Source organism: Rhizobium sp. Leaf341 (genome assembly GCF_001424325.1).
In the GTDB taxonomy this organism is placed as follows: Bacteria; Pseudomonadota; Alphaproteobacteria; order Rhizobiales; family Rhizobiaceae; genus Ferranicluibacter.
On the sequence record NZ_LMPE01000002.1, the window covers coordinates 153,554 to 179,860 of the forward strand.

Sequence of the window (26,307 nt, forward strand, 5' to 3'; positions counted from 1 at the left end):
TCCCCGTGTCGCTCGGCTCATCAATTTTTTCGATCAGCCGCCCGGAAGATGTTCGCTGGTACGTCCTCGCCTGCCGGTGCTGCTCCCGTCCCGGAGGATGGCGTCAGATTGCGATCGAGATCGTGCAGGTTATCTCGCATCATCTTAAGGCTGCGCCTCAGAATTTCAAGCTCCGCGGCATCGTGGCCGGCGGTGACCTCGTCCATCAGCGCACGAACATGCGTGCGGATATCCAACAGCACGCCATCGGCCGCCGGCGTCGCTACCACGTTCTTTGCGCGCCGATCCGACGGATCGGGGATTCGCTCCACGAAGCCCAGCGCCTCGAGCCGATCAAGATACGTCGAAAGCGTCATCGGCTCGATGCCCATGCGGACGGCAATGTCGGCTTGCTTGATGCGCTGGTTGACTGCCACTTGGATGAGAGCGCGTGCCTCACCGGGGGTTACCCCGAGATTGGCGGCATTGATCCGCCGGTCGAATGCACTGCGCAGCAAACGGGAAACATCGGTGAGAAGCATGCCGACAGTGTCGGCTTCCAGTCGGACGGTCATGAAATCTCCGTAATGCGCCGCCGTGTGGGGTGACAGGCGATGATCGCCGCGGCATAACGCGCTGGATCCATTCCTGTTTCAGAATACATGCAATAAGCATTGCTTATCATTCAATGGGCTTACAAGCAATTGCTTCTTTGAGCCCGGCTTTGCAAGCCGCCCTATAGCAATGCTACCTCTTTCGCCACGAACGCTGGTTCGCCGACCCGCGGCATTCCATGATCACAGACCACGCCTTGAAGGATTTGACGATGGCCACCCCCGATCTGAACCCCGCATTGACAGAATGGATCGGCCCGAACGGGCTGCCGCATTTCGAAGCGGTCAACGATACCGATTTTGCACCGGCCTTCGATGCAGCGCTTTCCGAGCACGAGACGGAAATTGCCGGCATCGCGCATCATCCGGATGCTCCGACGTTTGAAAACACCATCACAGCTCTCGAAATCGCCGGCGATCGCCTGTCTCGCGTATCGGCGCTTTTCTGGAACCGCGCCGGTGCCCATACCAACAAGACGATCCAGGCTTTGGAGCGCGAGATCGCACCAAAGATGTCGCGACACTATTCCAAGATCGGAATGGACACCGCCCTTTTCGCGCGAATCGATTCCCTGTGGAACAAGCGCGAAACGCTTGGCCTGTCCCTGGAACAGGCGCGCGTGCTCGAGCGACATTGGAAAGGCTTCGTCAAATCCGGTGCGCAGCTCGCCAAGCCCGAGCAGGAGCGCCTTGCCGCCATCAACGAGCGGCTTGCGGGCCTCGGTGCGGCCTTCGGACAGAACGTCTTGGCGGACGAGAAGGGCTGGTCGCTGATCCTGACAGACGAGGCGGATCTGGCAGGCCTTCCCGGCTTCCTGCGTGATGCCATGGCGTCGGCAGCGCGAGACAGCGGCGCGGAGAGCGGCTATGCCGTCACCCTCTCCCGGTCGATCATCGAGCCCTTCCTGACCTTCTCCGACGTTCGCGATCTGCGCGAAAAGGCGTTCCGCGCCTGGTCGTCCCGCGGCGAGAACGGCGGTGCGACGGACAATGGCGCGGTTATCCGGGAAACGCTGTCTTTACGTGCCGAAAAGGCAAGGCTGCTCGGCTACGACAACTATGCCGCCCTCAAGCTCGACAACACCATGGCAAAGACACCGGAAGTCGTGAACGGCCTCCTGAGCGCGGTGTGGGACAAGGCCGTGGCCAAGGCGCGTCGGGAGGAGCACGATCTCGCAACGCTGATTGCCCGAGAAGGGCGCGACCATCCGGTCATGCCATGGGATTGGCGGCACTATGCCGAGAAGCTTCGTGCTGAGCGTTTCAATTTCTCTGAAAGCGAGCTGAAGCCCTATCTCCAGCTCGATCGCATGATCGAAGCCTGCTTCGATGTCGCGAACCGGCTGTTCGGCATCACCGCCACGGAAAAGCCACGCGTGCGGGGCTATCATCCCGATGTCCGCGTCTTCGACATCCGCAATGCGGACGGGACGCTCGTCGCGCTCTTCCTTGGGGATTATTTCGCTCGCGCATCGAAGCGCTCCGGTGCCTGGATGAGCGCCTTCCAGTCCCAGCATCGCCTGCCGCTGCCGAATGGCGCAAAGGGTGAACTGCCGATCATCTACAATGTCTGCAATTTCGCCAAGCCTGCCGACGGCAAGCCGGCGCTCCTGTCGCTCGACGATGCCCGCACGCTGTTCCATGAGTTCGGCCACGGTCTGCACGGCATGCTGTCGGACGTAACCTACCCGTCCGTGTCCGGAACAAGCGTCTCGCGCGATTTCGTCGAGCTCCCGTCCCAGCTCTATGAGCACTGGCTCACGGTGCCGGATATCCTGAAACGCTATGCTGTCCATGAGACGACGGGCGAACCCATGCCACAGGCCCTGTTCGACAAGGTGATGGCAGCGCGCACCTTCAACTCCGGCTTCAACACGGTCGAATTCACCGCGTCGGCTCTTGTCGACATGGCCTATCATACGGCCGAGAGCGTGGACGACCCCTCGGAATTCGAGGCAGCCGTCCTCAATCGGCTCGGCATGCCGCAATCGATCACGATGCGGCATCGTTCGCCGCACTTCCAGCACATCTTCTCCGGCGACGGATATTCGGCCGGCTACTATTCCTACATGTGGTCGGAAGTGCTCGATGCCGATGCGTTCGCCGCTTTCGAGGAAACCGGAAATCCGTTTGATCCCGCCATGGCAAAGCGGCTACGCGATCATATCTATTCCGTTGGCGGGTCGATCGATCCCGAAGACGCCTACACCGCATTCCGCGGCAAGCTGCCAAGCCCGGAAGCCATGTTGCGGAAGAAGGGCTTGGGCGTCATGGAGGCGCTGGCCGGCAGCGACGCCTGAAAAGGCCTCAACCGGCGCTCATTGAACCGAGCGCCGGGCACCCTCTTTCGCATTTGCAAAAAAACATGTAAGAGCCCGGGCAATGAAGTTGCGGCGTTCCCAAGACACGCCCCGAGCCCCCGGATACCCAAATCATGAATATGCGCAATATCGCGATCATCGCACACGTCGACCATGGGAAAACGACCCTCGTCGACGAACTTCTGAAGCAGTCGGGCTCGTTCCGCGAAAACCAGCGCACCGTCGAGCGCATGATGGACTCCAACGACCTCGAAAAAGAACGCGGCATCACCATTCTCGCCAAGGCGACCTCGATCGAGTGGAAGGGTGTTCGCATCAACATCGTCGACACGCCCGGCCACGCCGACTTTGGGGGTGAAGTCGAACGTATCCTGTCGATGGTGGACGGCGCGATCGTCCTGGTCGACAGCTCGGAAGGCCCGATGCCGCAGACCAAGTTCGTGGTCTCCAAGGCGTTGAAAGTCGGCCTCCGTCCGATCGTCGCCATCAACAAGATCGACCGCCCGGACGGCCGCCACGAGGAAGTCATCAACGAGGTGTTCGACCTCTTTGCCAATCTCGACGCCACCGACGAGCAGCTCGATTTCCCGATCCTCTACGGCTCGGGCCGCGATGGCTGGATGAACGTCAACCCGGAAGGCCCGAAGGACGAGGGTCTCGCACCGCTTCTCGATCTCGTGCTGAAGCACGTTCCCGAACCGACCGTCGAAGAAGGCCCCTTCCGTCTGATCGGCACGATCCTGGAAGCTAACCCCTTCCTCGGCCGCATCATCACCGGCCGCATCGCATCCGGCACGATCAAGCCGAACCAGGCCGTCAAGGTTCTGGGCCAGGACGGCAAGCTCGTCGAAACCGGCCGTATTTCCAAGATTCTTGCTTTCCGCGGCATCGAGCGCACGGCCATCGAAGAAGCCCAGGCGGGCGACATTGTCGCGATCGCCGGGCTTTCCAAGGGAACGGTTGCCGATACCTTCTGCGACCCCTCGGTCACCGAGCCGATGAAGGCACAGCCGATCGATCCGCCGACCGTCACCATGTCGTTCATCGTCAACGACAGCCCGCTTGCCGGCACCGAAGGTGACAAGGTCACAAGCCGCGTCATTCGCGACCGCCTGCTGAAGGAAGCCGAAGGCAACGTGGCGCTGAAGATCGAGGAAGCCGAGGGCAAGGACTCGTTCTACGTCTCCGGCCGCGGCGAATTGCAGCTCGCCGTTCTGATCGAAACCATGCGTCGCGAGGGCTTCGAGCTGGCTGTGTCGCGTCCGCGCGTCGTCATGCACAAGGACGAGGACGGCACGCTCCTGGAGCCGATCGAGGAAGTCGTCATCGACGTGGATGAGGAACATTCCGGCGTCGTCGTGCAGAAGATGTCCGAGCGCAAGGCCGAAATGGTCGAGCTGCGTCCGTCGGGCGGCAACCGTCTGCGTCTGCGCTTCTACGCTCCGACGCGCGGCCTGATCGGCTACCAGTCGGAGCTTCTGACCGACACACGCGGCACGGCGATCATGAACCGCCTGTTCCACGACTATCAGCCCTTCAAGGGCGCCATCGGCGGCCGCGTCAACGGCGTGCTGCTTGCCAATGGCTCGGGCGAAGCCGTGGCCTACGCCATGTTCAACCTGGAAGATCGCGGTCCGATGATCATCGAGCCCGGCGAGAAGGTCTATGCCGGCATGATCATCGGCATTCACTCGCGCGACAACGACCTCGAGGTCAACGTGCTCAAGGGCAAGCAGCTCACGAACATCCGCGCCGCCGGCAAGGATGAAGCCGTGAAGCTCACGCCGCCCATCCGCATGACGCTCGACCGCGCGCTGTCCTGGATCCAGGACGACGAGCTGATGGAAGTGACCCCCAAGTCGATCCGTCTTCGCAAGATGTATCTCGACCCGAACGACCGCAAGCGCTTCGAAAAGAGCCGCACGGCTGGCGCCGCATAAGGCGTTGACGAAGACCTGACCATGAAGCCCTGCCTTGCAAAAGGCGGGGCTTTTTTGTGCGGGTGCAACGCCGCGATGGTGGCGGCACAGTTGCCCAGGATCGGATTCGACGTCAGGCGCAATCGCTTCAGCTTGCCCCGACGCGCTTATGAAGTACTCGCAACAACGGCTGCATGCCGCCCACCTTCAACGGCCGTCACACGACAGACAGGGCATCGACGCTGCGCACCTCAAGACACCGGTTCGGCATCCCTGCCCCTCGTGAGCGGCATAAAAAAACCCCGCCTTTCGCAAGGCAGGGTTTTTGAACAGAAAGATGCAGCGCCGGTTATGCGGCTTCTTCTTCCTGAGCTTCGTCTTCCTCGACGGTCTTGCCGCGCTTCGGACCCTTGGCAAGGTTTGCTTCGACCAAGCGCACGGCTTCGGTGCCGGACATCTTGTTGACGGCGGCAATTTCGCGCGCCATGCGGTCGAGAGCGGCCTCATAAAGCTGCCGTTCGGAATAGGACTGCTCCGGCTGGTTTTCCGCACGGTACAGATCGCGAACGACTTCCGCGATGGCGATCAGGTCGCCGGAATTGATCTTGGCATCATATTCCTGCGCACGACGCGACCACATGGTCCGCTTGACACGTGCCTTGCCCTGGACGACCTTCAACGCACGCTCGACGAAATCCGTCTCAGACAGCTTGCGCATGCCGATGCTGACGGCCTTGGCGACCGGCACCTTCAGGCGCATCTTGTCCTTGTCGAAATCGATCACGAAGAGTTCGAGCGACATGCCGGCGACAACCTGCTCTTCAATAACGACGATTTGTCCAACACCATGAGCCGGATAAACAATCGATTCACCGGTTTTGAAGCCATGGCGCGTGGAGGATTTTTTCTGCTGGGTCGTCATTCGTTTCAAAAACTCCCTGTTACGCTCCCGGCATGGGCCGGGGTCGGGTCAGTCAGGCCCGGGATGGACGGGCATCCTGCGGGTCACTCCTTACTGAAACGCACCAAACGAATTCAAACGCTTCGGCAAACAGATCACACACAGGCAACGGACGTTGCATGGAGACATGAACCGTGGCGAAGGAGAATTTGCTTTCGTGATGGTTTCGGGCATGCAAAAATGCCACGATGTGGATCAGTATGTGAACCCTACCACAAAAATCTGTCGAAATCAATGTTTTGCTTAAGCCACAGGCAAGCTTCGCCGCATGTCGTTAAAAACGGCGCGCTGGTTTCGCGGGGAAGACCGCTTTCGAATCACGCACTGCAGGAGCACGTTCCGGCGAGCTTAGTCGCCCTGACCCGGGTTGGGCGAGAAGAACTTTTCGTACTTCCCTTCAATGCCGTCCATTTCCTTGGCTTCCGGCATCTCTTCGCGTTTGATCGTGATGTTCGGCCACTGCGTCGAGAATTCGGCATTCACCTGGAGCCACATATCAAGGCCCGGCTCCGTGTCGGGCTTGATCGCGCCTGCCGGACATTCGGGCTCGCAAACACCGCAGTCGATGCACTCGTCCGGATGAATGACCAGAAAATTCTCGCCCTCGTAGAAGCAATCGACCGGGCACACCTCGACGCAGTCGGTGTACTTGCAGCGAATGCAATTGTCGGTGACGACGTAGGTCATGCTCTCACTCCAGTCGCTCTCGTCTCGAACCCGGGGCGCTTGGGAAGCCCTGGCATGAGCGAGGATCTTGCGGTTCCCTTCGCGAGAACCCGATCATCAGAAGAATTCCTATGGCACGTTGCACGCCCGCGCCGGCCTGTCGCCCGGATTTGCTCGAACGCCTGCGCAAAATGGGCCCAGATCGTCGGGCCTCAGCGCACCGCGCCCCGTGGCATTCCCGGTGTTGTAGCGTGAGGTAACGGCTTTGCCCAACCTTTGCAAGGCTCTTACGTTCCGATCTCAGCCCTGAAAACGGACGATTTTACTCCTCGTCCCCGCTGTCCCACCCGTCTTGCAAACGGTCGATCTCGCGGCGCTCCCGCTTGGTCGGCCGGCCGCTGCCTGGCTCGCGCGTGGCCTGCTCGAAAGGCGTCAGGCGCTCTCCGGGAATAGGGACCGGCGTCAGGTCGTCATAAAGCTTTTGCGCTTCCTCATAGGGGCCCCGTCGGTTGCCGCCGCTGCGCATGCGCACCGTGATATCGCGGCGATCGAGAGACAACACCACGACATCGCCAGCCTTCACGGCATGCGAAGGCTGCGTCACGCGATGCGCGTTGACGAGAACCTTGCCGCCCTCGATGGCCTTCTGGGCAATCGAGCGAGACTTCGTCAGCCGTGTGAAGAAGAGCCATTTATCGAGGCGCTGGCGGGAAACAGCCTCTGCAGGCGTGATCTCCGGTTCGGCCATGACGCTGCGGCTCCCTACTTCTTCATCTGCTCCTTGAGGGCAGCGAGCTTGGCGAAAGGTGAATCGGGATCGATCGGCTTGTCCTTGCGTGGAGGACGCGCCTCGAACGTCGCCGGCGCCTGTGATTTGCCATGCCCACCATTGCCAGGCTTGCCACCCGGACGATCGTTGCGGTCGCGACGATCGGCGCGATCACCCTTCTGGTCGGAACGAGGGCCCTCACCCGGCTTGCCATCACGGCCGCGATGCCGGTCCGGGCGTCCGCCGTCGGTGCGGCCACCGCCGGCCTTGCGATCGCCGTCACGACCCTGCGGGCGGCCTTCCGATGGCGGGGAACCGTCGCTCGGCCCAGAGGCCGTGCGATCCTGACCGGAGCGGTTTCCGCCACGGCGGTCGCCGGACCGCGCCTCGCGTTGCCCAGGACGACGATCTCCCGGGCGCTGGTTGTCGCTGCGCCCACCCGGACGCCACAGAAGCACCGGCTTTGCCTCGGCTTCAGGCACATCGCTGGCAACCGCGTCCGATGTTGCGGTATCCGCAGCAATGGACGACGCCGCGGATGCCTGCTCGGATTCCGGCGCGCTTTCGCCGCTCGGCGCGTCGGCAGCGACAGGGGTCTCCGGCACGACGTCGGACGGCACGACCACCGGTTCGGCGGCTTCAGCCTCGGCAGCCGGTTCGGCCATGCCCTTCGTTGCCGCGGAAACACTGTCGTCGGTGGGCGCTTCCGCGATCGCATCGGTTTCGTTTGCCTGCGCTGTTTCGGCTGTCGCAACAGCCGTGCTCGTTGCCGGGGCCTGCGCACCGAGAAACGCTGCAGCCTCTTCCGGCTTCACGCTGTCGGCGCGATAGCCAAGACCCTTGAGAATCTCTTCCATGTCGTCGGGTGTTGCGCCAAGAATCGACAGCATGGCGGTGGTGGTCGTGAACCGGCGGCCGTCATACGCACCATCCGGCCGCGCAGTCGTGCCGGGCTTCCATTGCAGAAGCGGGCGAATGAGATCGGCAAGGCGCTCCAGAATGTCGATGCGCACCGCGCGCTTGCCGAGGAATCGGAACCCGGCAAGCTTGTAGAACATACGCTCGTAGGACGGATCGGTCACGATCGAGGTCCGGCCCGCCGCAAGAACCGGGATAAGTTCGCCATAGCCCGGCTTGTCCAGGCCATCATTCTTCAACGCCCAGAGCAGCGTGATCAGTTCGGCCGGGGCCGGCTTCAACAGCGCCGGCATGAAGATGTGATAGGCGCCGAACCGGATACCGTGGCGGCGAATCGAGGCACGCGCCTCCTGATCGAGCGACTTCACGTCTTCGGCAACATCGCGACGGAAGAGGACGCCGAGGCTTTCGACCAGCTGGAAGGCCAGACCCTTGGCAAGACCTTGCAGGTCTTCGGCGCGCGACAGGTCGTCGAGCGGCTTCAGCACGGTCGCGATGTGGTGATTGACATAGCGCTCGATGCGGGCGGCGACATGATCGCGCGCTGCACCCTGCAGCTGCTCGTCCGCCAGCAGGATGACGCGCGGACGCATGATGTGCTCGCTGGGAGCGAGCCGCGCCACGGGATCGCCAAGCCAGCGCACGAGGCCGTCGGACGACAGGGCAAGATCAGCATTGCCGGCAGCGTGCAGACGAGCGGCGCGGGCTTCAAACTCGAGCGCCAGAGCCTTCTGCGCTGCACCCTGCACGGCGCGGGCATCGAGCCCGTCCGTCGTGGTGGCCAGCACGAACCGGAAACCGGTGAGTTGTCCCACATGATGTCCTTCCACGAAGACATCGCCATTCACACTGATTTCCGCTTCCAGCATCGCATTCTCTCTCAGCCGCTTCATGAGCACAGATGTCCTGCGGTCAACGAACCGTTTCGTCAACCGTTCATGTAACGCGTCGGACAATCGATCTTCGATTTCCCGCGTCTTTTCCTGCCAGTGTGTCGGATCGGCAAGCCAGCCGGGCCGGTTCGACACATAGGTCCACGTTCTGATCTGCGCGATTCGCGCCGACAGGGTATCGATTTCGCCGTCTGTATGGTCGGCCCGGCGCACCTGCTCGGACATGAACTCTTCGTTGACGGTGCCACGTCGCACAAGATCGGAATAGATGGTCGCGATGAGATCAGCGTGCTGCGCGGGAGCGATGCGGCGATAATCGGGGAGCGCGCAGGCTTCCCAGAGCTTCTCGACACGCGGCGCCGTCGTCGCCAGCGACTTGACCTCGGGATAGGTCGTGAGGAATTCGAGAGCCTGCTGGTCAACCGCCGGCAGCGCCCGCGTCAACCCGTGCACGGCGGGGGGTGTCTCCAGCGTCTTCTTCAGCGTGGTCAGCGACGTGAAGTCGAGCGCCTTGGAGCGCCATTGCAGCACGCGGACCGGATCGAACTGGTGCTGCTCGATGCGGTGAACGAGTTCGTCGTCGAAAGGCTCGACGCGCGACGTGACGCCGAAGGTTCCATCACGCAGATGTCGTCCGGCGCGGCCCGCGATCTGTGCGAGTTCGCCCGGATTGAGACTGCGAAACTGATAGCCGTCATACTTGCGATCCTGCGCAAAGGCGACATGGTCCACATCGAGGTTGAGACCCATGCCGATGGCATCGGTCGCCACCAGGTATTCGACGTCGCCCTCCTGGTAGAGCGCGACCTGCGCATTGCGCGTGCGCGGGCTCAGCGCTCCGAGGACGACGGCCGCGCCGCCGCGTTGCCGTCGAATGAGCTCTGCGATGGCGTAGACCTCGTCGGCCGAGAAGGCGACGATGGCCGAGCGCTGCGGAAGGCGCGTAATCTTCTTGGAGCCTGCGTAGAGAAGCTGCGACAGGCGGGGACGCTCGACGATCGTGATCCCCGGCAGCAGTTGCTCGAGGATTGGCCGCATGGTCGAAGCACCGAGCAACAACGTCTCCTGCCGGCCGCGCAGGTGCATCAGGCGATCGGTAAAGATATGCCCGCGCTCGAGATCGCCAGCCAGCTGGACTTCATCGATGGCGACGAAGGCCGCCTTCGTCTCGCGCGGCATCGCCTCCACGGTGCAGACGGAATAGCGGGCAAGATGCGGGGTGATCTTTTCTTCGCCGGTGACAAGCGCGACATTGTGCGCTCCGACCCGCTCGACCACGCGCGTGTAGACTTCGCGGGCGAGAAGACGCAGGGGAAGACCGATGACGCCGGTTTCGTGCGCGACCATGCGTTCGATTGCATAATGCGTCTTGCCGGTGTTGGTCGGGCCGAGGACCGCGATCACGCCGCGGCCGCTCAAGATCATCGGTTGGTCAGGCACGTTTCAGACCTTGCGCATTGTACGGGCGGCAGACATCAAAACGTCGGCGGCGCGACACACATGACCACGCCGCGCGGGAAACACAAGGGCATGCCGGCAAAAAGACCGCCCCTCCCGGTGCGATGACCGCGAATTCTCAGACGAAAAACTGTCCGCCGTTGGCTGAGAGCGTCGATCCGGTGATGAAACCGGCATCATCGGAGGCCAGGAACACCACGCAACGCGCGATTTCCTCGGGCTCGCCGAGCCGCCCGACCGGGATCTGGGGGATGATCCGCTCGTTCAGAACCTTTTCCGGGATCGCTCGCACCATCTCGGTGCCGATATAGCCTGGGCAGATGGCATTGACCGTGATGCCCTTGGCGGCACCTTCCTGCGCCAGCGCCTTGGTAAACCCGATGTCGCCGGCCTTGGAGGCGGAATAATTGGCCTGGCCCATCTGCCCCTTCTGACCGTTGATGGACGAGATATTGACGATGCGGCCGAAGCTCCGGTCCCGCATGCCGGACCAGACCGGATGCGTCATATTGAAAAGACCATTGAGGTTGACGTTCACGACCTCGTTCCACTGGGCCGGCGTCATCTTGTGGAACATGGCATCGCGCGTAATGCCGGCATTGTTGACGAGAACCTCGACCGGTCCGAGCGTCTCCTCGATTTTGGCAGCGCCTGCGGCGCAAGCGGCATAATCTGATACGTCCCATTTGAGGACCGGAATGCCTGTGACGTCGGAGAAGGCCTGGGCCTTTTCATCGTTGCCGGCATAATTCGCTGCAACGCGATAACCAGCCCCCTTAAGCGCAATCGAAATGGCAGCGCCGATGCCGCGCGTTCCTCCCGTAACCAAGGCAACCCTGCTCATGCACGTCCTCCCTCTTCGTGACGGTCTACAAAGCGATCGTGTCGTCCCGATGAACCTCCGCAAGACGTGCGCGGGCCGGCGGGGTGCCGCCCGCACCGCCAGTCCTGGCTGTAAGCCTCTCCTCAAAGACCTTCGACGCAGAGGGCGATGCCCATGCCGCCGCCGATGCAAAGCGTCGCCAAGCCGCGCTTGGCGCCCCGGCGCTTCATTTCGAAAAGCAGCGTGTTGAGAATACGCGCACCCGACGCTCCGATCGGATGTCCGATCGCAATCGCACCACCATTGACGTTGACGATGGACGTGTCCCAGCCGAGATCCTTGTTGACGGCGCAGGCCTGCGCCGCAAACGCCTCGTTGGCTTCCACGAGATCGAGGTCGGAGGCAGACCAACCGGCCTTCTCCAGCGCCTTGCGCGATGCGGGAATCGGGCCGGTGCCCATGATCTGCGGATCCACGCCGGCCGTTGCCCAGGAGGCGATCCGGGCAAGTGGCGTTATGCCCCGGCGCACCGCTTCCTGCTCGCTCATCAGAAGCGTTGCGGCAGCACCATCATTGAGGCCCGACGCGTTCGCGGCCGTCACGGTGCCGTCCTTGTCAAAGGCCGGACGAAGCTTCGCCATGCTTTCGATCGTTGCGCCGTGGCGGATATACTCGTCACTATCGACGGTCACGTCGCCCTTGCGCGTCGAGACGACGAACGGAATGATCTCGTCCGTGAAGCGACCCGCCTTCTGGGCAGCCTCGGCCTTGTTCTGCGAGGCGAGAGCGAACTGATCCTGGTCATCGCGCGACAGTTGCCACTTCTTGGCGATGTTCTCGGCTGTCACGCCCATATGGTAGCCATGAAAAGCGTCCGTCAGGCCGTCCTTGATCATGGTGTCGATCATCTTGAAATCGCCCATTTTCACGCCCGAGCGCAGATGCGCGCAATGCGGCGCCATGGACATCGACTCCATGCCACCGGCCACGATGATGGCGGCGTCGCCTGTCGCGATCTGCTGCATGCCGAGTGCGACGGCCCGCAGACCGGAACCACAAAGCTGGTTCATGCCCCAGGCCGTCTTCTCCTGCGGGACGCCGGCCTTCATCGCTGCCTGACGCGCCGGGTTCTGCCCCTCGCCAGCGGCGAGCACCTGGCCGAGAATGACCTCGTCAACCTCGGCGGCTTCAACGCCTGCGCGAGCGAGCACGCCCTTGATCACGGCGGCGCCCAGCTCGTGGGCTGGCGTATTGGCAAAGGAACCATTGAACGCGCCGACGGCGGTACGGCCTGCGCTGGCGATGACGATGGATGATGTGCTCATCACGGTCTCCTCCCTGTTGATGCAAACGGATCCTGCTGCCGAGACCCTCTATGAGGAGAGTCTGAACGAGGTCAGCTGACAAGTCAAAGCGTAACTCAATAAACCTGTAAGTTGATACGCAGGCGTGATCACTGCAGCGCACAAAGAGATTGTCTTATGCCGCTCTTTCCGCATATCCTTCTGAAATGCCATAAAAACAGCAATTTGGGGAGGAGACCCTGATGGCGAAGCAGGACGGGCAGATCGTAATCAAGAAATACGCGAACCGACGTCTCTACAACACCGGCACGAGTACCTATGTCACGCTCGACGATCTCGCGGTCATGGTCAAGAAAGGCGAGGAGTTCAACGTCCAGGACGCCAAGACAGGGGAGGACATCACCCATTCCGTCCTGACGCAGATCATCTTCGAGCAGGAAAGCAAAACCGGCAACACGCTCCTGCCAATATCGTTCCTGCGCCAGCTCATCGCCTTCTACGGCGACCAGATGCAGGCCGTCGTGCCGAGCTATCTCGAGCATTCCATGCAGGCTTTCACCGACCAGCAGGCCCAGATGCGCGAGCAGATCGGCAAGGCCTTCGGAGACACGCCCCTGAGCAAGAACCTTCAGGTTCCGCTACAGCTTGTCGAAGAACAGGTGAAGCGGAACACGGAGATGTTTCATCAAGCCATGCAGATGTTCTCGCCGTTCATGGCGGCAGCACCGCAGGCGCGCGAGCCCCGCAAGGCAGAGGCCAAGGACATTGACGAGCTCAAGGAGCAGTTGCGCGCGCTCCAGAGCAAGCTCGAGAACCTGACCTGACCTTAAAGGCGCGGGTTTGTTGTGCGCTCGGCCCGAACCGAGCCTGACTCACCATGAGCGACGGGACACGGTGGGCGACGGGTTTTGTCGCCCGTCGCGCTTCACCCTCGATACGCTTCCAGGATGTGCAATCAGAGCCCGATCGAGACATCCCGCCCGGCAGTGCGCATCGAGATCGTGAATCCGGCGACGACGTCGATGAAACTGATCACCATCAGGATGAAGAAGACGTCGGTTGCGGCCCCCGCCACGAGCAGGAACTCGATGAGAAAGACGATGAAGAGCACCATCGACAGAATATGATCGAAAAGGGTCTTCGAGCTTGTGCGGGTGGCTTTGAGAATTTCCACGAACAGGAGAGCCAGGCTTCCGACGATCAGGACATCGCCGACGCTCATTTGCCAGGTCGCGCCCGACAGCATGGCAAGGCTTGTGACCGTGTTGTCGAAAGCGGCAACGCCACCCGATCCGAAGGCTCCGGTCATGGCAAGATTGTAGAGCGCGAACGGCAGGATCAGGAGGGGGATGGATGCGAGCATGGCAGGTTCCTGTCTGTCGAGATCATCTGGCTTGGTCCGGGTCGTGCCGAGGTATGAACCAGCCGTGCACAGCAAGCAAGGCACGGGCAGAGCAGGCGACAACGAGAGCAGCAGACCTTGAGAACGCAGAAAAGGCCGGCGCGAGGCCAGCCTTTTGCAAATTCGATCGCTTTTACGTCGTTCGGCATGGCCAAAAGCCGTTAGCCGGACAGACGAGGATCAGCTCGCCTTCGGGGTCAGAACCTGACGACCACGATACATGCCGGTCTTCATGTCGATATGATGCGGGCGACGCAGTTCACCGGAGTTCTTGTCTTCGATGTAGGTCGGGGTCTTCAGCGCATCAGCAGAACGGCGCATGCCGCGCTTCGACGGGCTCGTTTTTCTCTTAGGAACAGCCATTTCAAACACTCCACGTATCGGGGGAAACCACCAGTCTGCGGACCGTTGAACGGGCCGGGATGAAGGCGTTTCAATCTCGGAATTGGCCGGGCTTATACATGCTAGATGTCCTCTTGGCCAGACCCCACAGGTTTTTTTTGACGCCGCATCGCGAACGAACAGCAGGTCGCTCTCAGGCTTCGTCTTCCGGTACGATCCAGGTCTCTTTGAGGGCATCGGCCTGCCAGGCAAGAAAAGCCGGATGCGCCTTGACGGCCGCCATGTAGGCCAACGATACCGGATCCTGCGTGAGCGCATAGATCTCGAACCGATTGACGACCGGCGCGAACATGGCATCTGCGGCCGTGAACCGCCCGAAGAGGAAGGGTCCGCCGGACCTGGCCAGAGCCTGGGCCCAGATTGCCTCGATCCGCGCAACGTCTTCCGCGACGCCGTTCGGCAGAGCGATGGCTCCGACGGGGCGGCGAATGTTCATCGGGCAGGCGCCGCGGAGCGCGCGAAAGCCGGCCAGCATTTCCATCGAGATGCTCCGGGCTATCGCACGGTCGATCTGGCCCTCGGGCCACAAGGCGGCCTGCGGAAAGAGTTCTGCGACATATTCGATGATCGCCAGCGATTCCCAGACCCTGATATCGCCATGATGCAGGACAGGAACCCGTGCCGTTGGCGAGATCTCCCGGAATTTCGGATTGCCGTTAGGAAAGTCGAACGGGATCACCACATCGACAAAAGGAACGCCGCAGGCTTTCAAAGCCAGCCACGGCCTCAGCGACCAGGAGGAATAGTTCTTGTTGCCGACATAAAGGACGAGGTCGCTCATGCAAGGTTCTCCTGTAACCGTCCTTGCGTTAGAGCAGACGCCGGAGTGCCCATCCAATCAAAAGGCGTGATTTCAGGGATAAAGGCACTTGATGTATTCGCCCGACGCCCCCGCCCGCCGCTCGATCATGGCGGCGAGCCGCTTCAGCCCCCGCCCGGGCTTGCCGGCATTGCGGTCGATCGGGTTGGGCAGGGAAACGGCAAGGAGCGCGGCCTGTCGGCGTGTCAGCTTCGACGCCGGGACGCCGAAATGATGCTGCGCCGCGGCCTCAGCGCCGTAGATTCCCGGCCCCCACTCGGCAATGTTGAGGTAGATCTCCATCAGGCGTCGTTTGGTCCAGACGAAATCGGCGGCCAGCGCCAAGGGCAGCTCCATGGCCTTGCGCACGAAGGAGCGGCCGTTCCAGAGAAACAGGTTCTTGGCCGTCTGCATGGGAATGGTGCTCGCACCCCGCGTTTGCTCGCCCTCCAGCGCGTCGTCCACGACACCGCGCATCTGGACCCAGTCGACGCCGGCATGCATGCAGAATTGTCCGTCCTCCGACATCATGACCGACTGGACGAGATTGGGCGAGATCTTCTCGAACGGCACCCATTGCCGGTCGTAGCCGCGCAACAGGGCGAGGTCGCGCAGCATCAGCGACGACACCGGATGCACGAAATTCGGGGCATAGAGAATGATCAGCGCATAGGGCATCAGCAAAAGGATGACGGCAACGACGACGAGCTGGCGCCACCGGCGCCGGATCCGTGCGAGCATGCCTCGTTTGGCGTTTGATGGCAGCGCCTCATCTCCAGCTGTGTCCGGACCGCTTCCTTCCTGCGCCGCCGAACGTCTTTCTTCGGCCGTGAGCAAAGGCGGCGCAGCCGATCCCTCGAGAGCGTCTGACGACACTTGCGCAAGAGGAGCCTCGCGTTCCGGCTGCGGCGCAGGGTCGGCTTCGCGGCCCTCGTCGTCCTCCGGCGTCGTCCAGGACGTATCGGCCTGTAGCTTACGGGATTCTGATCCCCGCGATCCTGGATCACGTGGCTCCGGTACGATATCCCAGCTCTGATCGTCCCGCCTGATCAACCCGTCCGTGGCCCCATCCGTGCTTCTTGTCTTAATCCAAGACGCTTGCAATTTGAACGTCATTTTCACCGCTGTCCCCGGTGGAAAGGGCATTCCCGGTGAAATTCATTGCAAGTCGCCGCCTGCCCATGCCAAAGAGCCGCCATGAACGCAGCCGCCCCGACCTTCGACGCCCGACTCCGGCAGAGTGCCGACCAGGTCAAGGCCTGCCTTGACGCGCTCCTCGGCGACACGCCAGCGTCCGACGAGATCGCCCGCCCGCCAGCTCTTCTGGCCGCTATGCGGCATGGCGTGCTGAACGGCGGCAAGCGCTTGCGCCCCTTTCTGGTCATGGAAAGCACCGCGTTGTTCGCAGGAGACGCAAAGGCTGCCCTTCGCGTCGCGGCGGCCCTCGAATGCGTGCATTGCTACTCTCTCGTGCATGACGACCTGCCGGCAATGGACGACGACGCCGTCCGGCGCGGCCAGCCGACGGTCCACATCGCCTATGGAGAGGCGAATGCCATTCTGGCCGGCGACAGCTTGCTGACGCTTGCCTTCGACATCCTGGCAGGCCCCGAGACGGTGCTTCCGGATGCCGTAAAGACGGCTCTTGTGCTGGCCTTGGCACGCGCCTCCGGTCTTGGCGGCATGGCCGGTGGGCAGGCGCTCGATCTTGCCGCGGAAAGCCGCGCGCCTGACGAGCAGGGCATCGTCACGCTTCAGGCCATGAAGACGGGTGCGCTGATCCGCTTTGCCTGCGAAGCCGGCGCCATCGTTTCCGGCAGGGATGCCAGCGACCGGGCGCGGCTTCGACAGTTCGGCGAGCATATCGGCCGCGCATTTCAGCTGGCGGACGACCTGCTCGACCTCACGGCGGATGCGGCGACGATGGGCAAGGCGACAGGCAAGGACGAGGCCCGCGGCAAGGCCACCCTGGTCGCTTGCCGAGGTCCGGATTGGGCAGAAGGCGAGCTTGCGCGTCTTGTCGCGGAGGCAAGCGCTCTCCTAACGCCGTACGGTGATGCTGCAAGGACGCTGGTCGAGGCCGCTGCCTTCGTCGCCAATCGCACGCACTAGGCGCGCCCCTGCGAAGGGGCGGCACCCAGTGCCCTGACGACGCCGTGCCACGACGATCGCCCGACGACAACCCTTCCTATCGGATCAGGGCAGACTTGCCGCGCGGCAGATAGGTGCCGCCTGGCTGGTCCAGGGCGACCGGCCTGCCGTCTTCGACCATCGTCCGTCCACGCAGGAGGACGCGGACAGGCCAGCCTTTGAGGGCCAAACCTTCATAGGGCGTGTAATCGGCGCCATGATGAAGAAGGTCGTTCGTCAGCGTGGTACGCTTTTCCGGATCCCAGAGCGCAAGGTCGGCGTCCGAACCGATCGCGATCGTGCCCTTCTGCGGATACAGACCGTACAGTTTGGCATGGTTAGTGGCGGTAACCGCGACGAAGGTATTGAGGTCGATGCGACCTTTCATGACGCCTTCGGAGAAGAGAATGGGAAGGCGCGTGGCGACGCCCGGAATACCGTTGGGGATCCACCGGAAATGCCGTTTGCCCTTTTCGTTTAACTTGCCCTCGGGGTCATCGAACCGGAAGGGGCAATGGTCCGAGGAGAAAAGGTCGAACACACCCTGTTCGAGACCTTCCCAGCAGGCATCCTGACTGGCCTTGTCGCGCGGTGGCGGCGAGCAGACGTATTTTGCGCCTTCGAGTGCATCCTGATCCAGATCATCCGCCGTCAGGAGAAGATATTGCGGGCATGTCTCTCCGGCGATCTTCTGGCCGCGCTGGCGGGCCCGGCGGATCTCTTCCATCGCCTCGCGGTTGGAGACGTGCACGATGACGATGGGGACATCGACGATTTCGGCCAGCGACAGAGCCCTGTGGGTCGCTTCGCGTTCCGCCGCAACCGGACGTGTGGTCGCGTGGAACTTTGGAGCGAACTTGCCCTCGTCCTCATGGCGGCCGATGAGATACCGGATGGCATCTTCGTTCTCGCAGTGGACCATGACGAGTGCGCCGGTGCGCCGCGCGGTGTCGAGCGTGGCGAGGATCTCGTCATCCCGAAGGCGCAGGCCTTCATAGGTCATGAAGACCTTCATCGAGGTATAGCCGTCCTCGACCAGCGCCGGCACTTCCTGACCCAGCACCTCCGGCGTCGGATCGGTGATGACCATATGGAACGAGACGTCCACATGGCATTTGCCCTCTGCCTTGGCGTGATAGATCTTCAAGGCTTCGCGCAGCGATTGGCCCTTCTCCTGCATGCAGAAGGCCATCACCGTCGTGTTGCCGCCGACGGCGGCGGAACGGGTACCGCTGTCGAAATCATCTGCCATGACGATGCCATCGCCGGAGGGCTGGTCGAGATGCACATGGCTGTCGATCCCGCCGGGAAGAACGAGAAGACCGGTCGCGTCGATGATCTCGTCGGCATCCGTCAGCTCGGCCGCAAGGGCCGCAATGCGGCCGTCGCGGATGCCGATATCGCTTTTGAACGTATCGGAGGCCGTTACCACAGTTCCGTTGCGGATCACCGTGTCGAAGCGCATCGTTCTCTCCTTCTTCCCTTGGCCAGGGCCGCTTGCTCAGCTCGCCTTGGCAAGCCCGGCATCGCCGGCGAGAATACGGTCGAGGGCTTCCGTGAAGCGATCGACCTCGTCCAGCGTGTTGTAGTGAACCATGGAAACCCGCAGCATGCCGCCATGGTCGGTGAGGCCGAGATATTCCGCCAGGCGACGCGAATGGAAATCGCCAAAGCGCATGGCGATCCTCTCCGCGTCCATGGCCTTGCAGAGCTCGCCCGCATCGCGGCCGTCGAAGCGGAAGGCAATCGTCGGCACGCGTGCATCGTCTCGATTGGTGGCCTGCCCGACGATGCGGCAGTCGTTGCGCGCACGGAGATAGCCCAGCAGACGCTCGGCCAGCGCATTCTCCTGCGCGGTGATTGCCGAGAAGGCGGCCTCGATCTTGCGGCGGGTCGTGCCGGTCTCGCCGGCCTGCTCGCCCAGCGTCGCGAGGTAATCGACGATACCGCAGGTGGCGTATGCAAGCTCGTAGTTCGGGTTCCCCGGTTCCAGCTTCCCCGGCACTTTGTCCTTGCCGTAGAAGTAGTGATAGAGCGTGTCGAGCTCGAGCAGCAGATCGTATTTGCCGTACATCAAGGCGTAGTGTGGACCATAGGTCTTGTAGAGGCTGAAGACGTAATAATCGGCATCGAAGGCCTGCACATCAACGGCGCGGTGCGGCGCGTAGGCCACGGCATCGACGCAAATTCGCGCGCCGCGCGCATGCACGAAATCCGCGATTTCACGGATCGGGTTGACCGAGCCGAGGATGTTGGAAACGTGGGTGACGCAGACGAGCTTCGTGCGCTCGGTCATCAGGGGCGCGAGATCGGCAAGATCGAGCGTCATCGTTTCCGTATTCAGCGGCCAGATCTTGAGCGTCATGCCGGCTGCCTGCAACCGGTCCCAAGGCCCGATATTGGACTCATGGTCGCTGACGGTGATGATGATCTCGTCGCCCGGCGACAGCTGGCTCTGCATGGCGCGGGCAAGGTTCTGCAGGAGCGCCGTGGTCGAACTGCCGAATACGATCTCCTCTGGCCGGTGTGCATTGACCAGATGCATGGCGGCCGTTCGCGCCTCATAGAGCGCACGGGCAGCCTCCTGCGAAACGTCGTACGAGCCGCCGATCTGGACGTTCTTCTCGATCAGGAATGTGTTGATGCGGTCGAGCGCGCCCTTGAGGATCTGCGATCCTCCCGCATTGTCAAAGAAGGTCCAGCCTCGGCTAAGACCGGGAAACTGGCTGCGCACATACTCGAGATCGAGCGGCGTCGTGGTGGCCATGGGTGTTCCTCCGTATCGTTTTCTTGTTAGTGATTGAGAACGGCGCGCAGGAAGCTGCGTGTCCGCTCTTCTGCCGGATTGTCAAAGATCCGGGCCGGCGTCCCTGCCTCGACCAGGCGTCCGCCGTCCATGAAGATGACGCGGTCGGCAACCTGGCGGGCAAAGCCCATTTCGTGCGTGACGATGATCATGGTGACGCCGGTGCCGGCGAGCTTGCGCATCACATCGAGCACTTCGCCCACCATTTCCGGATCGAGTGACGAGGTCGGCTCGTCGAAAAGCAGCACGCGAGGCTCCATGGCGAGCGCGCGGGCAATGGCGACGCGCTGCTGCTGTCCGCCGGAAAGCTGACCCGGGTATTTCTCGGCCTGCTCGGCGATGCCGACCCGCGCGAGCAGGTCGCGCGCCTTGCGCTCGGCCTCGGTTTTTGTCGTGCCCCGCACCCGCATCGGGGCAAGCATGACGTTCTTCAGGACGGTCATGTGGGGAAAGAGGTTGAACGACTGGAACACCATGCCGACCTCGGCGCGAACCTTGGCCAGCGCCTTGCCGGGCGCGACCCTGATGCCGTCGACCGTGATGGTGCTGTCCGGCGAGAAGGCCTCGAGGTGATTGATGCAGCGGATCAGCGTGGATTTGCCGGATCCGGACGGCCCGATGACGCAGACAACTTCCCCTTCGGCAATATCCAGATCGATGCCGTGGAGAACCGTGAAGGTGCCGTAGGCCTTTTTCAGGTCACGAATGGAGATGATCGAAGGCGCCGACGGCGATGATGACGTGGACATGGATGCGGACATCAGCGTTTTCCCCGTGCGAAATGCTTTTCGAGACGAGCAACGATCGCCACCATCGGCCAGAGCAGCATGACGTAGATGATCGCGGCACCGATCAGCGGCGTCGGATTGGCGGAAAGGGCTTGCGCCTGCGTTGCCTGCTTCAAGAGGTCCGGCATGGCGACGACGGACGCGAGCGCCGTATCCTTCATGACGTTGATGCAATTGTTGGTGAGCGGCGGAATCACGATCCGGATGGCCTGCGGGAGGATCACGTCGATCATCGTGTCCTTGTTGGACAGTCCGAGTGCGGCGGATGCCTCGAACTGCCCGTGCGGAATAGCCTCGATCCCGGCACGGAAGATTTCCGCCGTATAGGCAGCCGAGACAAGAGAAAGGGCGGTAACCGCGGACAGGAAGGGAGAAAGACGGATGCCCACGAAGGGAAGTGCATAGTAGACGACGATCAGCAGGACGAGCAGCGGGATCGAACGGAAGATGTCGATATAGATGCGGATCAGCAGCTTGAAGAAGGCAGGCGCGTACAACCGCGCGATGGCCAGAAACAGGCCGCCGGCGAGGCCGCAGAGAATGCTGGTGACGCCGATCTGCAGCGTGACCACAAGCCCCCAAAGCAGCTGCGGCAGGCTATCGGCCAGCACCTGCATGTTGAAGAAGGTATTGATCAGATTCATGGCCGAGACGGCTCCCTGGCATCCGGCAGGACGGGTCTTGCGTCCTGCCGGTGCGGTTGCGGCTTACTTGGCCTTTGGCATGTCCATGACGGCCACGGTCGAGGTGCTATCCTCGGCCTTGGCGCCGAACCAGGTCTCGTGAAGCTTGGCAATAAAGCCTTCGCCCTTTAGCTTGGTGATCACGTCATTGACCTCCGTGGCCAGCGGATCGCCCTTGTTGAACATGATCGAGTACTTCTCGCCGGTCGGGATGCGTTCGACGACCTTCAGCTCGGGCTTGTCCTTGACATAATAGAGCAGTGCCGGGATGTCGGAGATGTAACCATCGACACGGCCAGCCACCAGATCGAGCATGGCAGGCTGCAGGCCTTCGAAACGGCGAACTTCGCCCAGCTTGTATTCGGACTTGTGCGCATCCACCCACATGTCGCCGGTGGAGCCGGTGTCGACGCCGACGACCTTTCCGCCCATGTCCTTCAGACCGGCAATGCCGGAGGCGGCCGTTACGGTCAGCGACTGGTCGCTGTCATAATAGGGTTGCGCAAAGGTGACGGAGGCAAGGCGTTTCTCGGTGATGGTGATCGAGGACACCGCCATGTTGATGCGACCGGACTGGACGGCCGGGAAAAGACCGTTGAACGGCGTGTTGACGAATTCGACCGTCTTGCCGAGGCGCTTGGCGATTTCGTTGACGAGATCCACCTCGAAGCCGGTCACCTTGCCGCTCGCATCCTCGAATTCCCACGGCACGTTCCCGATATTGGCGCCGACTGTCAGGTCGGCCGAGAAAGCACCGGTGGTTCCGAAGATCGCGAGGACGCCCGCGAAAAGTGTGGTCTTGATTGCGTTCGTTCGTGTCATGAGAGTTCCCCTTGTTATTTGAACATGACTCAATCTACAGTGGCCTGACTGGTCAGACCAGTCAGGCCAAAGAAGCACGATGCTTTCTGCTTGGCAATGGCTGCGAAAAAAATAGATTGTGCGCCTGCTCACGGGAGCGAGCCCGGATACAGGATGGATGGGTCGACCGCGGACCGAGGATGCACACGCCTTCACAGAAAGCGTTGTGACGCCGGGCTGAGTACGCAGGATCGGGCTGAAGTGGGGTTTTCATGCTGAACAAGACGCTCGTTCCACAGTCGGTCGCCCGTGAAATCCAGGCGATGATTCAGAACGGCACGTTGAAGGCGGGTGAGAAGATCCCCTCGCAGCGCGGCTTCTCCCAGACGCTCGGCGTCAGCCGCGCTTCTCTGCGCGAGGCCCTTCTGACCCTGGAGACACTCGGGCTTTTGAAGACGGAGGCAGGACGCGGTACGTTCGTCGCAACGGCAGGAGAAGGAACCCAAAGCGCGTCCGGGCACATGGCGCCGTGGCGATATTCCGACAGCTATTCCGTGTTCGACGTTTTCCAAACCCGGATCCTTCTCGAGGGAGAGATCGCGCGGCTGTCGGCCGGTCGTCTGACCCAGTTGCAGCTCGACCGCATGGAAACGGCGACGCGAACGATGGAAGAATGCTGGGCGCGCCAGGACCTGCTCTCCAACGTGGAGGCGGATCTCGCCTTTCACGGCACGATCGTTTCGGCCTGTTCGAACGCCATGCTGAAGGCGCTCTATCAGACGGTGCGCGACCAGATCACGGAGACCCAGCGCCAACCGATCCCGATCACCGACCCCGAACGCATGCGCCATTCGATCGCCGAGCATCGCCGCATCATTGCGGCCTTGCGCAACAACGATGCCGCGGCGGCGCGCGGTGAGATGGAAGCGCATATCCGCAACACGGCGCGATGCGCCGGACTGTCGCCGTAGGGCCGCAAGCGGACCGCGTCCGAAAACGTCGGACGAGGGCAATCATCAACCCGTCGGTTATCGGGATGCGCTTTCTTAGGCCGTTTTGGCAAGACGGATGCGCGGTCTGCCGAGCTTTCGCGTCAAGCTCATCAGCGGCACCGGACCGGTGTCGGTCAACGCCGAACGCACCGTTTCGGCAAGTGTAAGCGTGATGAAGTCCGCATTCGTATCTTCCAGCTTCAAGCGCGGGTTATCCTCGCCGTTGGCAAGCGGTACGAAAAGACCCACGCGTAGGCCGGGCTTCAAGCGTTTCAGTCGCCGGACGAGATTACGTGCATGTGTCTTGGAGTTTCCGTTGAGAAACGTGAACACGACCGTGTCGATCGTGTCGTTTTCCTTCAGCATGCGCATGTCCGTCATGGAATGGGCGGCAACGAGCGCATCCGCACCTTGGATTTCCAGGAGCTGGGCCAGCATGGTCGCCGCAGCGTCATCGATGTCTCCGCGTCCACCGATGCAGAGAAGAGAACGACCGGTGCCGTCGGGCAGGTCCATCGCCACACTTTCATCCGTGCCGTTGTCCGTCTGCTGGTCGTTCGGCGCCTCTTCCTCGGCTTCCTCTTCGTCGGCGATCTCCGAAAGATTGTCGATCAGCGAACGAACGCTGCCGGAAAAGCGTTCGACCTGTGCATCGGACATGACACCGCGCTGCCTGTCGACCTCGCCCAGCAGCAGCGCCGGCATGCCGACCTTTTCATAATAGTCGAGCAGATACTCGTCTTCTAGATAGTCCTCGGCATTGGCCGTCGCTTCGTCCGGGTCGCCCGCCAGAAGGCGCTGATAGAGCTTTTCGTGTGGCTCAAGCACGGGATCGTTGCCGAGCAGTACGTCAAGGAAACTGAACTGCGGAACATATCGACCGAGGACGACGAGGCAGACGGTCAGCGGCGTCGACAGCATCAAACCGAGCGGTCCCCAGAGCCAGGACCAGAAGATCGCAGAGATGATGATCGCGAGAGGAGACAGGCCCGTATGCGACCCGTAAAGCCAGGGTTCGACGACGTTGTTGCTGATCAGTTCCGTCACCAGGAACAGCGCACCGACCCAGAGGACAAGCGACCAGCCGGGAGCGATCGCCAGGGCCAGGAAAAGCGGCAGGATCATGCCGATGACAGGTCCGATATACGGGACGAAGCGCAGGACGAGCGTCAGAAGGCCCCAGAGAATGGCGTTGGGAATCCCGAGAAGCCAAAGGCCGATGGTGATCGGAAAGGCATAAAGCGCATTGACCACCAGCTGCATCAGCAAATATTTGCCGACGCGTTTTCCGGCATCCTGCAGGGCTTCGGTGGTGCGATGCAGGTCGTTGAGACCGACAAGCCGGATAAATCGGTCGCGTAGATCCTCTCGCTCAAGAAGCATGAAGATAACGAGCACGATGACGAGGCCGGCCGTGGCGAATGGGCTGATCAGTGGCAGGATGAGATTTCCGAGCGTCTGGATCGGATTCGAGCGCGTGACGATCTCGACCGGCATCGGCTCCCGCGAGGTCGGGGCGGCAGTGGCATCCCGGCTCTCTTCCGCGCGGGTCTCGATCTCTTCGCCGACCCGTTCGACGATGCCGCTGAGGTGTTTCATGATGCCGTCGCCAGACCCCGCCTGCGCCAATGTCTGGACCTTGACGACGATGTTGCGCTGATAGGCCGGGATATTCTGCGCGAGGTTTGCCACCTGCGAGGCGACGATGACGCTGAACAGCGCGATCGCGCAAAAGGCGGAGGCGACCGCGATCATCACCGCGGCGATTTTCGGAACCGAGCGGCGCCGCAGAAACGAGACGATCGGCGCGAGCGTGAAGGTCAGGAGGAGGGAGAGCGCGAGCGGAACGAAGATCTCCTGCCCGACCTTGAGCACGACGGTAACGCCGATCAGGATCAACAGGACATGGCCCGACAATCTGTTTCCTGTGCCGGGATCGCGCGGCAGAGGGAGACCGGTCTTGTGAAGAGGCGGTGTAACGGTCGCGTTGCTGCTCACATGTCTCTCCAAAACCCGCGTAGCGCGGCTTCCGGCCGAGCTTTAGAGAACACTGATGCCGAATATTGGTTCCGTTTGCCGGATCATTATCCACCAGACGATGGGTTCCTGGAAAGGCAGCGTCGACACTGCCTTTCCAGTTGGCCGATTTCAGGTGCGTGAATGAAATGCCCCGGCGAGCGTGGCGCCGTTATTCGGCGTCGAGTTTCTGAGCCATCTCGTAGTGGTGCTGGAGAGCCGGCAGCGTCTTGGCAGCCCAGGCCTTCAGTTCCGCGGTCTCCCCTTCCTCACCATAGCGCTTGAAGAGGTCGACAGCATTTTCATGAGCGGTAACCTGCTGGTCGTGATATTCTTCGCTGAAGTCCTCGCCCTTGAGCTCCTTCAGATCATCGAGCATGCCCTGTTGTGCAGACGACATCTTCTTTTCCGGCGGGTTGAGCTTGAGGTCGCCAACCATCTTTGTCAGCTCGCTGGTCGTCTTTTCGTGATCGGCGATCATCTGCTGCGCGAAAGCCTTGGTGGCCTCGTCACCACGCTCGACGGCAAGCTTGCTGGACTCGATCTCGAACATGTCGCTGGCAGCAGCTTCCTGCACGAAGTCCTGCGTTTTCGGCGCAATCCCGGCCACGCTGTTGATGCCGGATTTCTCGGCGGCCGACTGGGCATGGGCGACGGTCGCGAGAAGAAGGGATGCCGTTACGGCAGCAAGAATTCGTTTCATGGGTTTATCTCCTTTGAATGGATGCCATGTCGAACTACCGTTTGCGATCTGGGTTCCGTCGAGCAGCAGAAAGGCCCCCCATCAGAGTGAACCCTGCCTTCGACAAAGGAGCCTCACAAGCACTCCTCCCAGGCTCTAAAGCTCTGAGCTTTCGCAGGAT

Annotated in this window: 23 protein-coding genes; 5 read left to right on the plus strand and 18 right to left on the minus strand. The window is 61.7% G+C overall.

Annotated features, from left to right (window positions below):
- Positions 1 to 20: 20 nt before the first annotated feature.
- On the minus strand, positions 21 to 554 hold the full coding sequence (locus ASG03_RS00730) for a MarR family winged helix-turn-helix transcriptional regulator (protein WP_082475470.1): 534 nt from the start codon (positions 552 to 554) through the stop codon (positions 21 to 23).
- 251 nt (positions 555 to 805) lie between these two features.
- Here ASG03_RS00730 and ASG03_RS00735 point away from each other — a divergent pair, with 251 nt between their 5' ends.
- Positions 806 to 2,893 carry a M3 family metallopeptidase gene (locus ASG03_RS00735; RefSeq protein WP_062691762.1) on the plus strand — a complete coding sequence of 696 codons (2,088 nt, stop codon included), beginning with the start codon at positions 806 to 808 and terminating at the stop codon, positions 2,891 to 2,893.
- A gap of 134 nt (positions 2,894 to 3,027) precedes the next feature.
- The gene (gene typA / locus ASG03_RS00740; protein ID WP_062477663.1) at positions 3,028 to 4,854 is read left to right on the plus strand and encodes a translational GTPase TypA; all 1,827 of its coding nucleotides are present in this window, start codon (positions 3,028 to 3,030) and stop codon (positions 4,852 to 4,854) included.
- Positions 4,855 to 5,182: 328 nt separating this feature from the next.
- Here the strand turns inward: typA and ASG03_RS00745 are convergent, their stop codons facing one another.
- The 6 genes from ASG03_RS00745 to ASG03_RS00770 form a co-directional block, all read right to left on the minus strand.
- A complete protein-coding gene (locus tag ASG03_RS00745; RefSeq protein WP_062477660.1) occupies positions 5,183 to 5,755 on the minus strand; it encodes a CarD family transcriptional regulator in 573 nt (190 codons plus the stop codon).
- Between the two features lie 387 nt (positions 5,756 to 6,142).
- The gene (gene fdxA / locus ASG03_RS00750; RefSeq protein WP_062477657.1) at positions 6,143 to 6,481 is read right to left on the minus strand and encodes a ferredoxin FdxA; all 339 of its coding nucleotides are present in this window, start codon (positions 6,479 to 6,481) and stop codon (positions 6,143 to 6,145) included.
- 301 nt (positions 6,482 to 6,782) lie between these two features.
- Complete coding sequence (locus ASG03_RS00755) at positions 6,783 to 7,208, minus strand: RNA-binding S4 domain-containing protein (RefSeq protein ID WP_062691496.1); 426 nt, start codon at positions 7,206 to 7,208, stop codon at positions 6,783 to 6,785.
- A 14-nt stretch (positions 7,209 to 7,222) separates the two neighbouring features.
- Positions 7,223 to 10,465: a helicase-related protein gene (locus ASG03_RS00760; protein WP_062691497.1), complete on the minus strand. Its 3,243-nt coding sequence runs from the start codon at positions 10,463 to 10,465 to the stop codon at positions 7,223 to 7,225.
- 151 nt (positions 10,466 to 10,616) lie between these two features.
- On the minus strand, positions 10,617 to 11,342 hold the full coding sequence (locus ASG03_RS00765; protein WP_062477648.1) for a beta-ketoacyl-ACP reductase: 726 nt from the start codon (positions 11,340 to 11,342) through the stop codon (positions 10,617 to 10,619).
- Between the two features lie 122 nt (positions 11,343 to 11,464).
- Entirely contained in the window at positions 11,465 to 12,646 is a 1,182-nt protein-coding gene (locus ASG03_RS00770) for an acetyl-CoA C-acetyltransferase (RefSeq protein WP_062691498.1), read from the minus strand.
- Between the two features lie 221 nt (positions 12,647 to 12,867).
- Between ASG03_RS00770 and phaR the strand changes: the two genes are divergently transcribed.
- Positions 12,868 to 13,449: a polyhydroxyalkanoate synthesis repressor PhaR gene (gene phaR / locus ASG03_RS00775; protein WP_062477641.1), complete on the plus strand. Its 582-nt coding sequence runs from the start codon at positions 12,868 to 12,870 to the stop codon at positions 13,447 to 13,449.
- A 131-nt stretch (positions 13,450 to 13,580) separates the two neighbouring features.
- Here phaR and ASG03_RS00780 read toward each other — a convergent pair whose 3' ends face one another.
- The 4 genes from ASG03_RS00780 to mtgA form a co-directional block, all read right to left on the minus strand.
- On the minus strand, positions 13,581 to 13,988 hold the full coding sequence (locus ASG03_RS00780; RefSeq protein ID WP_062691499.1) for a hypothetical protein: 408 nt from the start codon (positions 13,986 to 13,988) through the stop codon (positions 13,581 to 13,583).
- 219 nt (positions 13,989 to 14,207) lie between these two features.
- On the minus strand, positions 14,208 to 14,390 hold the full coding sequence (gene rpmF / locus ASG03_RS00785) for a 50S ribosomal protein L32 (protein ID WP_062477634.1): 183 nt from the start codon (positions 14,388 to 14,390) through the stop codon (positions 14,208 to 14,210).
- Between the two features lie 172 nt (positions 14,391 to 14,562).
- The gene (locus tag ASG03_RS00790) at positions 14,563 to 15,210 is read right to left on the minus strand and encodes a glutathione S-transferase family protein (RefSeq protein ID WP_062477629.1); all 648 of its coding nucleotides are present in this window, start codon (positions 15,208 to 15,210) and stop codon (positions 14,563 to 14,565) included.
- A 72-nt stretch (positions 15,211 to 15,282) separates the two neighbouring features.
- Complete coding sequence (gene mtgA / locus ASG03_RS00795; protein WP_062691501.1) at positions 15,283 to 15,969, minus strand: monofunctional biosynthetic peptidoglycan transglycosylase; 687 nt, start codon at positions 15,967 to 15,969, stop codon at positions 15,283 to 15,285.
- Positions 15,970 to 16,425: 456 nt separating this feature from the next.
- Between mtgA and ASG03_RS00800 the strand changes: the two genes are divergently transcribed.
- Positions 16,426 to 17,340, plus strand: coding sequence for a polyprenyl synthetase family protein (locus tag ASG03_RS00800; RefSeq protein WP_062691503.1), 915 nt, complete (start codon positions 16,426 to 16,428; stop codon positions 17,338 to 17,340).
- 76 nt (positions 17,341 to 17,416) lie between these two features.
- Here the strand turns inward: ASG03_RS00800 and hydA are convergent, their stop codons facing one another.
- From hydA to ASG03_RS00825, 5 genes are all read right to left on the minus strand, one after another.
- Positions 17,417 to 18,823, minus strand: a complete 1,407-nt coding sequence (gene hydA / locus ASG03_RS00805; RefSeq protein ID WP_062691505.1) for a dihydropyrimidinase — start codon at positions 18,821 to 18,823, stop codon at positions 17,417 to 17,419.
- 36 nt (positions 18,824 to 18,859) lie between these two features.
- Positions 18,860 to 20,125 (minus strand): cysteine desulfurase-like protein, encoded by a 1,266-nt coding sequence (locus ASG03_RS00810; protein ID WP_062691507.1) that lies wholly within the window; start codon positions 20,123 to 20,125, stop codon positions 18,860 to 18,862.
- A 26-nt stretch (positions 20,126 to 20,151) separates the two neighbouring features.
- Positions 20,152 to 20,925 (minus strand): amino acid ABC transporter ATP-binding protein, encoded by a 774-nt coding sequence (locus tag ASG03_RS00815; protein WP_162241349.1) that lies wholly within the window; start codon positions 20,923 to 20,925, stop codon positions 20,152 to 20,154.
- The gene (locus ASG03_RS00820) at positions 20,925 to 21,596 is read right to left on the minus strand and encodes an amino acid ABC transporter permease (protein ID WP_062477616.1); all 672 of its coding nucleotides are present in this window, start codon (positions 21,594 to 21,596) and stop codon (positions 20,925 to 20,927) included. Before ASG03_RS00820 ends, ASG03_RS00815 begins: the two co-directional genes overlap by 1 nt.
- Before the next feature lie 63 nt (positions 21,597 to 21,659).
- A complete protein-coding gene (locus ASG03_RS00825) occupies positions 21,660 to 22,457 on the minus strand; it encodes an ABC transporter substrate-binding protein (RefSeq protein WP_062691509.1) in 798 nt (265 codons plus the stop codon).
- A gap of 251 nt (positions 22,458 to 22,708) precedes the next feature.
- Here ASG03_RS00825 and ASG03_RS00830 point away from each other — a divergent pair, with 251 nt between their 5' ends.
- Positions 22,709 to 23,407, plus strand: coding sequence for a FadR/GntR family transcriptional regulator (locus ASG03_RS00830; RefSeq protein ID WP_062691511.1), 699 nt, complete (start codon positions 22,709 to 22,711; stop codon positions 23,405 to 23,407).
- Between the two features lie 75 nt (positions 23,408 to 23,482).
- On the opposite strand, the gene ASG03_RS00835 is transcribed toward ASG03_RS00830, so the two are convergent.
- Both ASG03_RS00835 and ASG03_RS00840 read right to left on the minus strand, forming a co-directional pair.
- A complete protein-coding gene (locus ASG03_RS00835; protein ID WP_244475119.1) occupies positions 23,483 to 25,345 on the minus strand; it encodes an AI-2E family transporter in 1,863 nt (620 codons plus the stop codon).
- A gap of 271 nt (positions 25,346 to 25,616) precedes the next feature.
- Positions 25,617 to 26,147 carry a DUF4142 domain-containing protein gene (locus tag ASG03_RS00840; protein WP_062691513.1) on the minus strand — a complete coding sequence of 177 codons (531 nt, stop codon included), beginning with the start codon at positions 26,145 to 26,147 and terminating at the stop codon, positions 25,617 to 25,619.
- Between the last annotated feature and the right edge of the window lie 160 nt (positions 26,148 to 26,307).